The sequence below is a fragment of the Paenibacillus sp. FSL R7-0198 genome, from assembly GCF_038000415.1.
Classification (GTDB): domain Bacteria; phylum Bacillota; class Bacilli; order Paenibacillales; family Paenibacillaceae; genus Paenibacillus.
Map to the genome: position 1 here is coordinate 4,173,357 of NZ_JBBOCB010000001.1, position 13,281 is coordinate 4,186,637.

Here is a 13,281-nt window from a genome sequence, read left to right on the forward strand (position 1 = left end):
ATATACAGATTACTTCTTTATTATCGCTTCTGTGGCCGCCAGCGCACGAGTAGCTTCTCCAGCAGGGCAATGAACAGGAAGAGCAGCAAGCTGAGCGCGACAATAATCATGATCGCCACGAATAGGCGATCCGTGCGATAAGCCGACTTTTGCAGCATCATATAATAACCAATACCCTTGTCTGCACCAATCCATTCGGCGATGATGGCACCCATCACGCTATAGGTAGCGGCAATTTTGACACCGGAGAACACGGATGGCAGCGCATGGGGGAGCTCCAGCTTCCAGAAGATATGGTGACGTTTCGCACCAGCCATGCGCATATAGTTCATCATCGCGGCGTCAGTACGGGTCAAGCCATCCATGGCCGCCACTGCAACGGGGAAGAAACATACCAGGATGATCGTAATCAGCTTGGGCAACAGCCCGAATCCGAACCAGATTAACAGGAGCGGCGCGAGCGCGATGGTTGGGATATTTTGACTAAGAATAAGTAAAGGATACAGGGCCGACTTGAGAAAAGGGACCAAATGCAGCACCATCGCAATTAATAATCCAACCGCGGTGCCGGCCGCGAATCCGATCAGGGTTAACTGAATGGTTGCGGAAGCGTGCATGCCAAGCCGCTCGGCCTGGGTTGCCGCTTCGCGGGCGATGTCGGATGGTGCAGGCAGCATCCATTTCTCAATATGGAAGAGGGAGACGGCTCCCTGCCATATCGCTATAAAGAGAATAACCGCCACAATGGGCGGCCATACACTTTTGAAATAGGCATGCATTAGCGATACTTCTCCGTCAGGGTATCCATGCTGAAGCCAGCAGGGCTATGGGCGATTTTGATCTGGGAGATGATGCTTGGGCTACCAGCCTCCACAAGTACCTCGTGCATTTTACGGACAACCTCGAGCAGTTCCTCCAGTTCTCCCTCCATCGTGGTGTCGAGCGCGTTCACCTGATATTTCAGGCCGGATTGCTGAATAACTTCAATGGCGCGATCTACGTAAGGATAAGAATTCTCGCCATTTGGCGTTTTGGGAATAACCTGAATGCTAAGTAGTGTGCTTGCCATGAGAGATCACGGCTCCTTTCGTGATAAATTGCATGAATTGAACCAGGTTTACACTTATCACTCCGATTGCAGTACCCTCTTCCGATCGCTGTTATCCCCAGATTTCTTGAATCCATTTTCAATGGGGAAATCCGGGGATAAAGGCGAACACTTTGTTTCTTCAGATGGGTTCTGCACTCTTCGTTCTTGTGTAAAAAGTTAAACTTAAGCAATTTTTATTGGGGTAAAAACGCGTTTGTATATGCCTTGCTTACATCGATCTGTTCATCGAGCAGTTTTTTGCTAAACATCCAGTCGGTGTAATTCTGCCATACTTCCTGCTTTTGCTCACCCCAGCGCGGGGCGTCATCTGTGTACTTTGGACTAAGCCATTTCTGGCTTGCCAGGACCAATTCCTTGTCCAGATCCGGTACAGCCTTGATCAGAATGTTCGCTGCGTCTTCGGGATGATCAATGGCATATTGATATCCTTCGGAAGTGGCTTTCAGAAATGCTTTCACCAGCTCAGGGTCGTTTTGGATCGTCTGCTCGTTTGTTACGAGGACAGGCGTGTAGTAATCCAATGCATCTGAATAATCCTTCACATATAACATGTCGATTGGTTCTCCGCGCAATTCGGCTTCAATCCCCGTCCAAGCGTAGAAAATCCACGCGAAATCAATGTCCCGTTTCACTGCGGTGAAAAAGTCAGCGTCACCCATGTTAATGTTTTTCACTTTGGATACATCTGCTCCGTCGCCTTCCATAATGGATTGCATCACGGCTTCTTCGACTGGGGAACCCCAACCGCCATAGGTTTTACCTTCAAAATCTTTCGGTGATTTGATATTCCGATCCGCCGGAGCAGCGAACCCGGATGTATTATGCTGAATAACTGCTGCGATGGAGACGAGAGGAACACCCTGTGTACGGGCTTGAGTTACACTCTCCTGATAACTTACGCCAAAAGGCACTTCGTTCGATGCAACCATCGTATCCGCGCCACCGGCACCTGGTTGTACAATCTCCACGTTTAAGCCTTCGGCCTTGTAAAAACCTTGATCTACAGCCGCATACAGGCCGGTATGATTCGTATTTGGTGTCCAGTCGAGCACCACTTTAATATCCTTTAAGGCGGCAGTGCCACCTTCGTTACTGCTTTCTGTATTTGTGTTGCCGTTCTGCTCTACGGGGGCGGCTTCTTTACCGCCACATGCGGCTACAGTCACCAGCAGTACACACAAGAGCAGCAGTCCCATTGTTTTACGCCATTTCATCTGTGATTCTCTCCTTCGGTATGTCCGGCCGAGTGGCACGGGGTACTCCTTGGCTTCATATCCAATCATCTTGCATAAATCGACAGATTTATACCAGTTGAGATCTGGATAACGTCACTTTTTTTAGCTCTCTGGCTATATAAAAGAACATTAAAAAAGCGTCCCGTAATCCGGGACGCGTGCAGGCGTTAGAGAGGTGGCGTTCAGCCATAGGGCTGTGCCATTTCGATATACTCCGATTCCTACGCTGGCATGATCCAGATCAGGTCTAAGGGTTAGTATCTTGGTGGGATACACTCTCAGCCGGCCAATTCCGACTCCCCTGGGAAACTATGAAGTTACGGGCATTACTAGGTGTAATTATAGGCCAGCAGGTGGAACGTGTCCAGTCAGGAACTGGATGGGGACACGTATGAACTTATCAAACAGACCGTTATACATATGTATAACGGTCTGTTTGGATGTGTTATTTTCATTAATTATCGTGGCGAATCATATAAGGAAATCTGACTGAGTGCAAAAGCATCGGATTTTGGGTCATAGCCTACCTGTTTCTGAGTGGTTTCCAGATTCAATCGTTTAAACCGATTATTCGAGATCCCATGCAGTATGGTGAAGGGCTCCAGATTGGTAACGGTAATGGCTTTGAACATCAAATCACACAAGTCAGCCGGACTAATATACGCGCTCATATCCCTTGCTTCCAGCGCTGGTCCGTCCGGTTGAAAATCATCATATGCACCTATACGTATCGCAACACTTTGTAAACCCTCGGTATACGCAAAATAGGAAGCGAGCGATTCTCCAAAACATTTGCTAACCCCGTACAAATTCCGTGGGTGTGTTGGCATGTCCGGATAGACTTGAGCATCAATGGGATACCCCTCAATCGTCTGTGCACTGCTCGCCAGAATGACTCTTTGCACACCTTGGTCCTTAGCTGCACGGAATACATTAAATGTACCTTTGATATTGATGTCCAACAACGATTCATAGAATCCGGCATTCGGGGAAGGGTCTCCCGCCAGATGTACTACCACATCCATGCCTTCGCAAGCATGCTGACAGGCTTCAGGGTCTGTCACATCCAGTGTCATGATCTCATGGTCGGTTTCTTGATACGTATGCAGTCTGCCGATATTCAAATCCGTTAGTCGCAGGTGATATGCTTCTGACAAGTGTTGGGACAAGTCCCGGCCAATTTTCCCGGCTGCGCCAGTAATTAAAATGTTCATGAAATCAACTCCAATTCTTAGCGCTGGAAGAACTCAATCCATTCCTTTTCAGGTCCATAGATGAAGAAATAGCGGTAACCGTTAGGCAGTGTAATAATCTCTCCATCAATAAATACGGCTTTGGTGGCTTGGATGCGTTTGTACTCAGAATCAAGGTCATCTACATGGATCGCAAAATGGTGTACCGTACCTTCGGAAGGCAGCTTGTCGCTGTATCCTTGAATTAACTCAATCTCAGTCTCGTTACTTCCATTGAAGCCGAGAAAGGCGAGCTGAATGACACCGTTCGTATGCGTCACCCGGTCTTTCAGTTCCAATCCAACAACCTCCGTATAAAAACGAAGCGTAGTATCCAGATCACGAACGGCAATGCCGACGTGGTCAATGCGCTTTTGAAAACTCATAATTATATTCCTCCAAATGTAGTAAATTCTCTACCATTTTAAGGGATATCATAGGGCTGTACTACGAGGTTGTCAAATCGGATTTTAATTTGAAAAAACCATAAATGTTCACATAATGTTCACTTATGTGGAGGGTTTCCTCATCTCTATAATTACGAAGGTAAACAGAGAGGATGAGAGAATTGCCAGCAAGCAAGAAGGAACAAATTATTTTCGGATTAATGATGTGTACAGGAATGGTCTTGGTCATGATGTTCTTCAATCTATGGCACAGTGGGTTACTCGGCAAGATGTCCCCGCTTGAGATACTGCTTCAATTCATATTATGTTTTGTCATCGCGTTTCTGGTGGAGTCTTTCATTGTTGGCCCTGTGGCGAGAAAGATTGCATTCTCCTTGCCCTTCGACAAGTCCAACAAGATTTTGGGTGTGCTTGCTATGTCATTTTTTATGGTGATTGGCATGGTACTGATTATGTCCATGTATGGAATGATCTCGGCATATCTCGCGGATCAATTAAGTGGGTCATTCGTACTCCGTACGTACCTTCATACAATCGCTCGTAACTTCAGCCTGGCGCTTCCATATCAATTGATCATTTTGGGGCCACTCGTCCGATATGTATTTGGTAAATTCATCAAGGATAACGGGCCCGTAATGCCTGTCGTTAACAAAAGTGTGTGATTCACCCAGACCCAAAGTATTTCCTGGGCAATCTTGTGCAAATGAATAGATCGTATTTTCACCTTTAATGAAAGGTGATCAGCGAGGCAAAGATAGGACACTTTCCACCATGATAACAGCGCTAACGAATCGAGGACACCTTATTAGGCCAGTTTTTAGGGAATGAAAAATCTAACGAATCTCAGGGGTGTTATTATGCAGAAAAACTGCAACGAGACCTTGAATTTTAGATAATTACCTACAATAACGTCTTTAGGATTCGTTAGATTTCAAACATGCGGAAATGGAGGGGAATAGCGTGTGTTAGGTTCGTTAGAACAGAGTAACGCTACAACAAAATATCCACCGTCAGGTCATGGCGGTGGACATCTCAATCTCTATAATAGGTATTCTATTTCTAATTCTAATTCTCAGGACTGCATCGACACATAACTGTTAAGTCGCTGGATCCACCACATGTTTGTTCTGCCATTGATACGTGATTACGCTAATGACAAGCAGGCCAACTGCAAAGATCGCAAGCATCCATGCAGATTGATTAACCGCCAGATGATCAAGACTCCATCCCGTAGTCAAAGGCAGAATGGCACCGCCAACTCCACCTGAGGCAATCAAAATGCTGGGTGTGGATTCTTCAGTTCCGGGCAGCAGTTTACTGGCGAAGACAAGGGCAATGGAGAAAATACCTGACATCGCAAGTCCAAGCAGCAAGATGATGAGAAATGCAGACCAGATTTGGTTTGTAAATGGAAATAGCATTAACAAAAGAACAGACGCGAGACAACTGTACAGGACATATACGCGGTATTGGAATTTCTCTGCGATATACCCGGCGAAGAGTCGTCCTACGGACATGGCAATCCAGAAACAGGTGACACTAAGCGCTGCTCCGGCTTCCTTCATGTTCATTTTCTCAATCAGGATCGCCGGCATGAAGTTCGCAAGACTCATTTCTGTGCCAACATATAGGAAGAAGAACAGAACGAATAATACCAGAAGAGTCCTGTTACGGCCACGATAGGTTGGACTGGGTGTACTTGGAGATGCGGGATGCATCTCACCCGATGTCCCAGCAGAGTGCGTATTTACGGAAGCGTGATTTGAACTCTGTCGCTCCAGAAACTTATCGAGTTCACCGAATGATCCTTTTGCCCAGAAAACAAAGGTCAGCGATGCGCAGATCGCAACAACGAGAAAGGAGAGACGCCAGTATCCGGCAGCAATCAGACCGCTGGCAATAAGCGGCATGACCATCGCCCCGATCCCGAATAACACTTCCAGTCGACTCATGGCAACGGCTGTATTGTCTTTGATTGCAGCGATGATAATGGTGCCAATAACAGCCTCAACCATTCCGAATCCAAAGCCGGCAGCGGGTGCAATGACGAACATCCAGCCCCATGGTGGCAACAGCATGTAGGATAATTCTGCAATACAGAGCAACGCTGTGGCGATTAACAGGCCACCCCGTTTACCAAAGCGTCTGTTCAGCCATGGAGATAACAATACACCACCGAGGAATCCGGCAAATTGAGCAAAGATCAGCGTTCCGCCTTGGCTATAATCTTTGCCGTAATGTTCAAGTGCAACCGGTAAAATGGAACCGAGCACGACGTGGGCAAGTCCAATCAGGAAATAGGACAGACATCCGATCCAAAGTAATTTTTTCATAAAGAACTCCTTCTACTTATATACATAAATTGAGGATCACAATAGAGCGCAATCTTGAAGACAAAGTCTATCATAACAGGACATGTTACGATGTGCCATGAATTCCTGATCGATACAGAAGGTTGCAATTTGGTCCGGCGTTCGTATATACTGAGACCAACAATTACAGATCGGACCATGCCGTTGAAGAGCATCCAACTCGGAGGCGTTTTCGCCAGGGGAGCGATATTTCCCCAAGTTAACCGGAACCGCCCGTTATCGCGGACCAAGAGGCTGGAAGCAGGATATCCTGATTCAGCAAGTTGGGTGGCACCGCGAGCAGAGCGCTCCTCGTCCCAAGGGATGAGGGCGCTCTTTGCATTTTTACAGCCAAAGGAGACGGTGACCATGTTGGAAATGAAGTGGATTCGTGCACATGAAGAAGAGGTTCAGGCAGCAGCAGACGGGAAAAAAATCAAGATCAACATTCGCACATTGTTAGAGCGTGATGAAGAACGCAGAACACTTTTGCAGGAAATTGAAGAAGGACGCAGATTGCGCAATACGTTATCCGCGGACATTGGCAGACTCATGCAAGCGGGGGATCGGGAACAGGCCGAGGGTTTGCGGGCCCAGGTGAAACAGCTCAATGAACAGTTGGAACAGGTGGAAGCGAGGCTGGCCCCTGTGCAGGAGGAAGTAACCAAGCTGCAATGGCTGGTACCCAATATCGTATCCCCGGATACCCCCAATGGCTCGTCGGATGCGGATAATGTAGAGCTGCGACGTGTGGGAGAGGTGCCAACGTTCGAGTATAATACCAAAGATCACGTGGAACTTGGGGAGTTGCATGATCTCATCGATATTCCCCGTGGAGTTAAGATTGGCGGTACACGAAGCTATGTATTAAAAGGCGCTGGTCTGTTATTACATCGGGCAGTACAGCAACTTGCCTTGGATCTGTTGCTGAAGCATGGGTTTACACCAATGGAGGTACCGCTGATGGTCAGGGAGGATGCGCTGGTGAACACCGGATTCTTCCCAACCGGTCGAGATCAGGTCTATGAACTCGAAGGGGAGAACAAGTGGCTGGTGGGAACTTCTGAAGTGCCGCTGGTGTCGTATTATGCGGATGAGATTGTCGATGTTAAGGATCCGGTGAAGCTGGCTGCGGTATCGACGTGTTTCCGCAGTGAGGTTGGCTCCGGCGGACGTGATGTACGCGGATTGTATCGTGTGCACCAATTTGCCAAAGTTGAGCAGGTCATTCTCTGTGCCCCTGATGCGGAAGAATCGGAGCGCATGTTGCAAGAGATTACAGGACACGCTGAAGAATTGCTGCAATTATTGGAACTGCCGTATCGTGTTGTCGCTGTATGTACCGGGGATATGTCGCAGAAAACGTACAAACAGTATGACATCGAGACCTGGATGCCAAGCCGCGGTGCATATGGAGAAACGCATTCGTCGTCGAATCTGCATGATTTCCAGGCTCGCCGTTCAAATATTCGTTGCCTCGATGCCGAAGGCAAGTTGGCCTACTGTCACACGCTCAATAATACGGCGGTGGCATCGCCGCGTATCCTGATTCCGTTGCTTGAGAATCATCAGCAGGAGGATGGAAGCATTCACATTCCGCCAGCCCTGCGGCCCTATATGGGCGGGGCCGAGAGCTTGATTTTGCCAGAGCAGGATGAAGTGAATTAGAGAGGTTAGTTAAAGCTCTAGTAATTCAAAAAGGGGATGTTCCAAACGTCATGTTGCATGTGACGATGGACATCCCCTTTTCAACGATAACACTATTTAACGAACCGATCTCCTACTATGTTGTGCCAAATATAACTGATGGTTAGTGCTCGGACCTAAGATATAGCTTTCTTAATCAGAATTTTCTTCGTTTATGTAAGTAAATAAAATTATTTCTTTAATGTCAACGCAGCTTCCATTCACGCTCGTTAATGATTTCAATTTGTCCAGATTCAAGGGCTTTTTTGAAACGATTGCGGGCTGTTTTCATCAATAGAACCACTTCGTCTTCAGGACGAATCTTGGTGGATGTCGAAGTGACGATAGCTTTCATACGTTTACGGTTATTTTTAGGTGAAACCATATCAAGCAAATTCTTTTCGATCATACATACCCCACCCCCATCTTTTAGGTTTATTAAAACAGTATTACGCGGCCTTCCCATATTATACAATGAAAATCATGAATTGTTCCAAGACTCCCACTTATGTTATTCAACTTTATGCAATTCGTATCCGATATAATATAATAGAAGTAAAATATTGGATTATGGGAGTTGGAAATTAAAAATGAGTAGAATCAAACTGGCGCTTCGAGGCACGCTTGCTCTAATTATGACATTAACAATACTGGTCCCTTCGTTGGCCTTGGCGGCTACTGGTGACGTGAAATCGATTGAAATAACCAATAACAGCCCGCAGAAGATGAGTGTTTCCGAAACAGCTGCGCTTCAGGTGATGGCAACGGTAGAAGGTTTTGATAACAAGCAGGATGTTACCGAAGGCGTGACTTGGTCCACCAGTAATGCAGCAGTCGCGACGATGGTGAAAGGTAAAGTCAAGGCTGTGGCCGCGGGCGAAGCAACCATTTTTGCAGAAGTAGATGGGTCTAAAGCCCAGTTGGTTGTCCAAGTGCAGGAGAAGATCAAAAGCATCAAAGCATCACCAAACTCCTACAGTTTTGTAAAAGGCAGTGAAAGCACCCTTCCGAAAGTAAGCATTACCCGTGCGAATGGGAAGGAAGAAGACGTAACGTCCGAGATTGTGTGGTCCGTATCCACTTCTTCGGCTGTGCTGGAAAACGGTAAAATCAAAGGCGTTACACCCGGCAGAGTATTGCTTCAAGGCAAATACGGAACAACGATTGTGAAAGTCCCCGTTGCTGTGACGGACGAGATTACCAAAGTTGAGGTCACTCCTGCCACAATGCAGCTGAACATCAAGAAGTCCAAAGCGTTGAAGGTGATCGGCACCTACGCGAATGGCAAAACCATTAACCTTTCGAAACAAGTGATATGGACCTCTTCCAATACAAATGTAGCTATCGTGAAAAATGGAGCAGTCAAAACGCTGACTGAAGGACAAGCGACCTTGACAGGAACTTATCAAAATCAGACAATAAAGGCAGAGGTTACCGTTGTACCTTTGCTCAAAAAGTTGATTACAGGGCAGAAAAAACTGGTTTTATCCCCACAGGGAAGTACAACGCTGAGTGTGATGGCACAGTATGATACTGGCAAAACCACTGTTGTGACGAACAGTGCGGTGTGGAGCAGCACAAAGCCGGGCGTAGCGACAGTAACAAATGGCAAGATCGTGGCTGTAGGCAAAGGTAAAACGTCTATCACGGCCAAGTGGGGCAACAAAAAAGTGACGATCCCTGTGACGGTAAAATAAATCTTCATATAATGAAGTGCTTTGCATCAATTCAAAGATAAAATCAGTACATGACACGTTAAAATCATCAATATCATCAATGTAACAGACAACTAGGGGCGTAGACATACGCTCCTTTTTGGATATATAGAAATATGTATCTGAAATGCCTTCTGCTTTAACAACTATATATGGGGATTGGATGGGATGAAAATGAAAGCATCGATTATAAGCTCAGACGCTAACTCTAGTGATCTGGCTTACCTGAAATATCTTCTTTTATCCCTAAGTTCCACACTTACATTTCAACGGAGTACTACGATTGAGCGCATGAAGCAACGCACCTATGAAAAATACAGAGAAGGTTACCATTTAAAATGTCATGGTGAAGAGGAGGTGCCTGAATGAAAGATCCAATGCAACCGGAAAACTGGCCTGCCTGGGCGACAGAGTCGGTAGAGATTGCTCCGGCCAACCCCAATTGGGATGCGCAGGCTCAGGATGAAATCCGGCAACTTAAACACCTGTTACAGCAGTTTAATATCCATCAATTCGAACATATTGGAAGCACGTCCATTCCAGGGTTACCCGCCAAACCCATTATTGATCTAATGGCAGAGGTACAGTCATGGGACGACATGGATTTGATTGCGGATCAGCTGAATCCGGTGGGCTGGAATTACGTTCCGCCTGAACTGGATGGACGGGAATACAGGCGATTCTGGGTCAGGGTCAAGGATGGCAAGAGAGCGGTACACCTTCATCTAATGCGCCCGGGAGAAGAACGCTGGGATCGTCAAATTCGGTTTCGGGATGTGCTGAGAAAACGCCCAGATCTCGTGGAAGCTTACGCCATCCTGAAGACGAAGCTTGCTGATGAGAACAAGGAAGATAGGGAATCGTATACCGCTGCCAAAACGCAATTTATTTTACAAGTGCTTGATGAAGGCGTGTGATTGATTGAAAAGCGTACTTATCAGAGACAGGCTGATCTATTTCTTCGCAGTCATGATGACCATGACGGCAGGGCTCGCATCCAGACACTATGGTGAACGATTGCCAGGTTGGGTGCATGAACATTTCGGGGATGCATGTTGGGCGGGCATGATTTATTTCGGAGTACGCATGGTGTGGCCTCATCGCAGCTTGGTATGGGCGATGTGTTTGAGTTGTGCATTCAGTTGGATGATTGAGTTCTCACAGTTGATTCAGACGCCTTGGCTGATTGAGATACGTTCAACCGTATGGGGTGCGCTTATTTTGGGACATGGTTTTCTGGTGATCGATCTGATTCGATATTCGGTTGGTATTCTGTGCATGGTTATGATAGATCGTTATTTCCTGAGAAATAAGATGGCTGGATCATGAAATCAAGTGAATCATGGAGGTGTGCTGAATGAATGTAGAAAAACTTTTTGCCGAATTACCCGAATTCGAAACACAGCGGTTAAAACTGAGGCGGCTTACGATGGATGATCTTGATGAATATTATGCGTTTGCCTCTGATCCGCGAGTGAGTCAGCAAAGCTTGTGGAACTGCCATGAGACGGTGGAGGATTCGATTCAATATATTCAGCGGGTACTGGATAATTATGAACGAAAAACGGTACATATCTGGGCTTTTGTCCTGAAGGAAACAGGGACCTTGATCGGGAGAGGTGGCATCTTTCATCTCAACGAACCCATGCAGAGTGCTGAATTGGGGTACGCAATAGCCAGCAGTCACTGGGGTAAGGGTCTTGCAGTAGAAGCGATGCAACCTATCGTGGATTATTGCTTTCGGGAACTGGACTGCAATCGGCTGGAGGGAAAATGTAATGCAGGCAACATAGGCTCTGCACGCGTAATGGAGAAGCTGGGCATGTCGTACGAAGGTTTGATACGCAAACAGTTGAAGATCAAAGGTGTATTTACAGATCAAAAATTGTACTCCCGTATCCGGGATGATCTATAATACTTCCAATGCCACATAGGGTACATCGCAGAAATTGAAGGAGGCGGAACCATGATTTATAGTATTATTTCCCGTTCGTTGTGGGAGCAAGTGTCGAAAGGGACTGAGTATGCACCAGATAGCCTGGAGACGGACGGATTCATTCATTGTTCCACCAAGGAACAGATTCCATGGGTAGCCGGGCAATATTATGCAGGCCACACGGATCTGTTATTACTCAGTATTGATGAGAAGGCGTTAAAGCCAGAGCTGGTGTATGAGGATCTCTACGAATTGAATGAACTATTTCCACATATCTATGGAGAACTCAATCTGGAAGCAGTGCGTAAGGTCATTCCATTTGAACCGAATGCAGACGGCACATTCTCATTTCCTGAATAAGTAACATGTGACGCTTCTGTTTGAACATGATCAGGGGACAACATACTTTTCCGAAGGGTGGTTAACGGATGGATATGAATCAGGTTTTTCTGGAGACAGCCGAGAAACAATCCTTGTATTACAAGCAGCTCGGGGAAAAAGCCATGGCACAACTGGAGTCCGAGCAATTGTTTCAATCCTGGAATGAAGACGCGAACAGCATTGCGGTAATCGTAAAACATCTGTGGGGCAATATGCTGTCCCGTTGGACGGATGTACTGACAACAGATGGTGAGAAACCGTGGCGTGAACGGGACGCCGAGTTCGTGAATGATATTTCTTCCCGGGAAGAGTTGCTCGCTAAATGGGAGGAAGGCTGGACATGCCTACTCGAAGCTATTCGTTCGTTTACCCCGGAACAATTGTCTCATATCATATACATTCGCAATGAAGGGCATACCGTCATGGAGGCTATTATTCGGCAATTGGCGCATTATCCGTATCATGTCGGGCAGATTGTATTTGCCGCGAAAATGCTTAAAGAAACAGCTTGGGACAGTCTCTCGATTCCGAGAAACGGTTCAGATCAATATAATGGCGGCAAATTTGCCAAGCCGAAGGCACGCAAACATTTTACAGAAGATGAACTTCATATAGAAAAAGGTGAGGAACAACAATGACTCAAATTGCATTGATTCGCCATGGAAGCACAGCGTGGAATAAGGAAAAACGTTCACAGGGCCAGACGGATAATCCGCTGGATCAGGAGGGCAGGGAACAGGCAGTTTTACTTGCCGCTAGACTCGCCGAAGAATCCTGGGATGCCATCTATGCAAGTGACTTGGAGCGCGCAAGTGAGACGGCTCGCATCATTGGTGATCGCTTGGGCATTCAGGAGATTCATCTGGACCCTAGACTTCGCGAGATGGGCGGAGGACAGGTCGAAGGAACGACGGAAGAGGAACGGTTAGCCAAGTGGGGAGCGGACTGGAGTACTCTGGATCTGGGACGTGAGCTTGCAGATGCAGGAACTGTTCGAGGTAGTGCGGTGCTTGAGGATATTGTACAGCAGCACCCGAATGGAAAAGTGATCGTTGTCAGTCATGGGGCCGTCCTGCGGAATACACTGCGAGGTCTGGTGCCTGAACTGGATATTAGCGTGAAGCTGTCCAACACATCCATTACCCGGATCGCCAAGAAAGATGATACGTGGCAATGCGAACTGTACAATTGCAGCGTACATTTGGATTTGTCTAGGGAGTCCTAATA

Annotated in this window: 16 protein-coding genes and 1 riboswitch; of the genes, 9 read left to right on the forward strand and 7 right to left on the reverse strand. The window is 46.9% G+C overall.

The genetic code is table 11. The features are described 5' to 3' along the window. Positions 1-20: 20 nt before the first annotated feature. From MKY87_RS18185 to MKY87_RS18205, 5 genes are all read right to left on the reverse strand, one after another. Positions 21-779, reverse strand: coding sequence for an ABC transporter permease (locus tag MKY87_RS18185; RefSeq protein WP_076216030.1), 759 nt, complete (start codon positions 777-779; stop codon positions 21-23). Continuing rightward, a complete protein-coding gene (locus MKY87_RS18190; RefSeq protein ID WP_127551654.1) occupies positions 779-1,069 on the reverse strand; it encodes a thiamine-binding protein in 291 nt (96 codons plus the stop codon). The genes MKY87_RS18185 and MKY87_RS18190 overlap by 1 nt, the downstream gene beginning before the upstream one ends. Positions 1,070-1,284: 215 nt before the next feature. Further along, positions 1,285-2,325 (reverse strand): ABC transporter substrate-binding protein, encoded by a 1,041-nt coding sequence (locus MKY87_RS18195; protein ID WP_340965626.1) that lies wholly within the window; start codon positions 2,323-2,325, stop codon positions 1,285-1,287. Between the two features lie 221 nt (positions 2,326-2,546). Next, positions 2,547-2,659: riboswitch (TPP riboswitch) on the reverse strand. 145 nt (positions 2,660-2,804) lie between these two features. After that, on the reverse strand, positions 2,805-3,560 hold the full coding sequence (locus MKY87_RS18200) for an NAD-dependent epimerase/dehydratase family protein (protein ID WP_340965627.1): 756 nt from the start codon (positions 3,558-3,560) through the stop codon (positions 2,805-2,807). Between the two features lie 17 nt (positions 3,561-3,577). Further along, a complete protein-coding gene (locus tag MKY87_RS18205; RefSeq protein WP_289390983.1) occupies positions 3,578-3,964 on the reverse strand; it encodes a VOC family protein in 387 nt (128 codons plus the stop codon). Between the two features lie 173 nt (positions 3,965-4,137). Here MKY87_RS18205 and MKY87_RS18210 point away from each other — a divergent pair, with 173 nt between their 5' ends. After that, positions 4,138-4,647, forward strand: a complete 510-nt coding sequence (locus MKY87_RS18210) for a hypothetical protein (RefSeq protein WP_338590340.1) — start codon at positions 4,138-4,140, stop codon at positions 4,645-4,647. Between the two features lie 435 nt (positions 4,648-5,082). Here the strand turns inward: MKY87_RS18210 and MKY87_RS18215 are convergent, their stop codons facing one another. Then, positions 5,083-6,318 (reverse strand): MFS transporter, encoded by a 1,236-nt coding sequence (locus MKY87_RS18215; RefSeq protein WP_340965628.1) that lies wholly within the window; start codon positions 6,316-6,318, stop codon positions 5,083-5,085. A gap of 387 nt (positions 6,319-6,705) precedes the next feature. Here MKY87_RS18215 and serS point away from each other — a divergent pair, with 387 nt between their 5' ends. Continuing rightward, positions 6,706-8,004: a serine--tRNA ligase gene (serS, locus tag MKY87_RS18220; RefSeq protein ID WP_340965629.1), complete on the forward strand. Its 1,299-nt coding sequence runs from the start codon at positions 6,706-6,708 to the stop codon at positions 8,002-8,004. Between the two features lie 223 nt (positions 8,005-8,227). Here the strand turns inward: serS and MKY87_RS18225 are convergent, their stop codons facing one another. Then, positions 8,228-8,431: a hypothetical protein gene (locus MKY87_RS18225; protein ID WP_133386936.1), complete on the reverse strand. Its 204-nt coding sequence runs from the start codon at positions 8,429-8,431 to the stop codon at positions 8,228-8,230. A 181-nt stretch (positions 8,432-8,612) separates the two neighbouring features. Here MKY87_RS18225 and MKY87_RS18230 point away from each other — a divergent pair, with 181 nt between their 5' ends. The 7 genes from MKY87_RS18230 (at position 8,613) to MKY87_RS18260 (ending at position 13,279) form a co-directional block, all read left to right on the forward strand. Beyond that, positions 8,613-9,719, forward strand: coding sequence for an Ig-like domain-containing protein (locus tag MKY87_RS18230; RefSeq protein WP_340965631.1), 1,107 nt, complete (start codon positions 8,613-8,615; stop codon positions 9,717-9,719). Between the two features lie 383 nt (positions 9,720-10,102). Then, complete coding sequence (locus MKY87_RS18235; RefSeq protein ID WP_339786806.1) at positions 10,103-10,654, forward strand: GrpB family protein; 552 nt, start codon at positions 10,103-10,105, stop codon at positions 10,652-10,654. A 4-nt stretch (positions 10,655-10,658) separates the two neighbouring features. Beyond that, positions 10,659-11,066 (forward strand): ribosomal maturation YjgA family protein, encoded by a 408-nt coding sequence (locus MKY87_RS18240; protein ID WP_339786803.1) that lies wholly within the window; start codon positions 10,659-10,661, stop codon positions 11,064-11,066. Positions 11,067-11,094: 28 nt separating this feature from the next. Further along, on the forward strand, positions 11,095-11,652 hold the full coding sequence (locus tag MKY87_RS18245; RefSeq protein WP_339786799.1) for a GNAT family N-acetyltransferase: 558 nt from the start codon (positions 11,095-11,097) through the stop codon (positions 11,650-11,652). 51 nt (positions 11,653-11,703) lie between these two features. Further along, entirely contained in the window at positions 11,704-12,033 is a 330-nt protein-coding gene (locus tag MKY87_RS18250) for a DUF952 domain-containing protein (RefSeq protein WP_340965633.1), read from the forward strand. Between the two features lie 68 nt (positions 12,034-12,101). Then, positions 12,102-12,692, forward strand: a complete 591-nt coding sequence (locus MKY87_RS18255) for a DUF1572 family protein (RefSeq protein WP_340965634.1) — start codon at positions 12,102-12,104, stop codon at positions 12,690-12,692. Beyond that, positions 12,689-13,279 carry a histidine phosphatase family protein gene (locus MKY87_RS18260; RefSeq protein ID WP_340965635.1) on the forward strand — a complete coding sequence of 197 codons (591 nt, stop codon included), beginning with the start codon at positions 12,689-12,691 and terminating at the stop codon, positions 13,277-13,279. The genes MKY87_RS18255 and MKY87_RS18260 overlap by 4 nt, the downstream gene beginning before the upstream one ends. Positions 13,280-13,281: the final 2 nt, after the last annotated feature.

Bases quoted from the DNA above. Each gene is read 5' to 3' on its own strand.
- MKY87_RS18185 (WP_076216030.1), bottom strand. From the start codon at position 779: ATGCATGCCTATTTCAAAAGTGTATGGCCGCCCATTGTGGCGGTTATT.
- MKY87_RS18190 (WP_127551654.1), bottom strand. From the start codon at position 1,069: ATGGCAAGCACACTACTTAGCATTCAGGTTATTCCCAAAACGCCAAAT.
- MKY87_RS18195 (WP_340965626.1), bottom strand. From the start codon at position 2,325: ATGAAATGGCGTAAAACAATGGGACTGCTGCTCTTGTGTGTACTGCTG.
- MKY87_RS18200 (WP_340965627.1), bottom strand. From the start codon at position 3,560: ATGAACATTTTAATTACTGGCGCAGCCGGGAAAATTGGCCGGGACTTG.
- MKY87_RS18205 (WP_289390983.1), bottom strand. From the start codon at position 3,964: ATGAGTTTTCAAAAGCGCATTGACCACGTCGGCATTGCCGTTCGTGAT.
- MKY87_RS18210 (WP_338590340.1), top strand. From the start codon at position 4,138: ATGAGAGAATTGCCAGCAAGCAAGAAGGAACAAATTATTTTCGGATTA.
- MKY87_RS18215 (WP_340965628.1), bottom strand. From the start codon at position 6,318: ATGAAAAAATTACTTTGGATCGGATGTCTGTCCTATTTCCTGATTGGA.
- serS (WP_340965629.1), top strand. From the start codon at position 6,706: ATGTTGGAAATGAAGTGGATTCGTGCACATGAAGAAGAGGTTCAGGCA.
- MKY87_RS18225 (WP_133386936.1), bottom strand. From the start codon at position 8,431: ATGATCGAAAAGAATTTGCTTGATATGGTTTCACCTAAAAATAACCGT.
- MKY87_RS18230 (WP_340965631.1), top strand. From the start codon at position 8,613: ATGAGTAGAATCAAACTGGCGCTTCGAGGCACGCTTGCTCTAATTATG.
- MKY87_RS18235 (WP_339786806.1), top strand. From the start codon at position 10,103: ATGAAAGATCCAATGCAACCGGAAAACTGGCCTGCCTGGGCGACAGAG.
- MKY87_RS18245 (WP_339786799.1), top strand. From the start codon at position 11,095: ATGAATGTAGAAAAACTTTTTGCCGAATTACCCGAATTCGAAACACAG.
- MKY87_RS18250 (WP_340965633.1), top strand. From the start codon at position 11,704: ATGATTTATAGTATTATTTCCCGTTCGTTGTGGGAGCAAGTGTCGAAA.
- MKY87_RS18255 (WP_340965634.1), top strand. From the start codon at position 12,102: ATGGATATGAATCAGGTTTTTCTGGAGACAGCCGAGAAACAATCCTTG.
- MKY87_RS18260 (WP_340965635.1), top strand. From the start codon at position 12,689: ATGACTCAAATTGCATTGATTCGCCATGGAAGCACAGCGTGGAATAAG.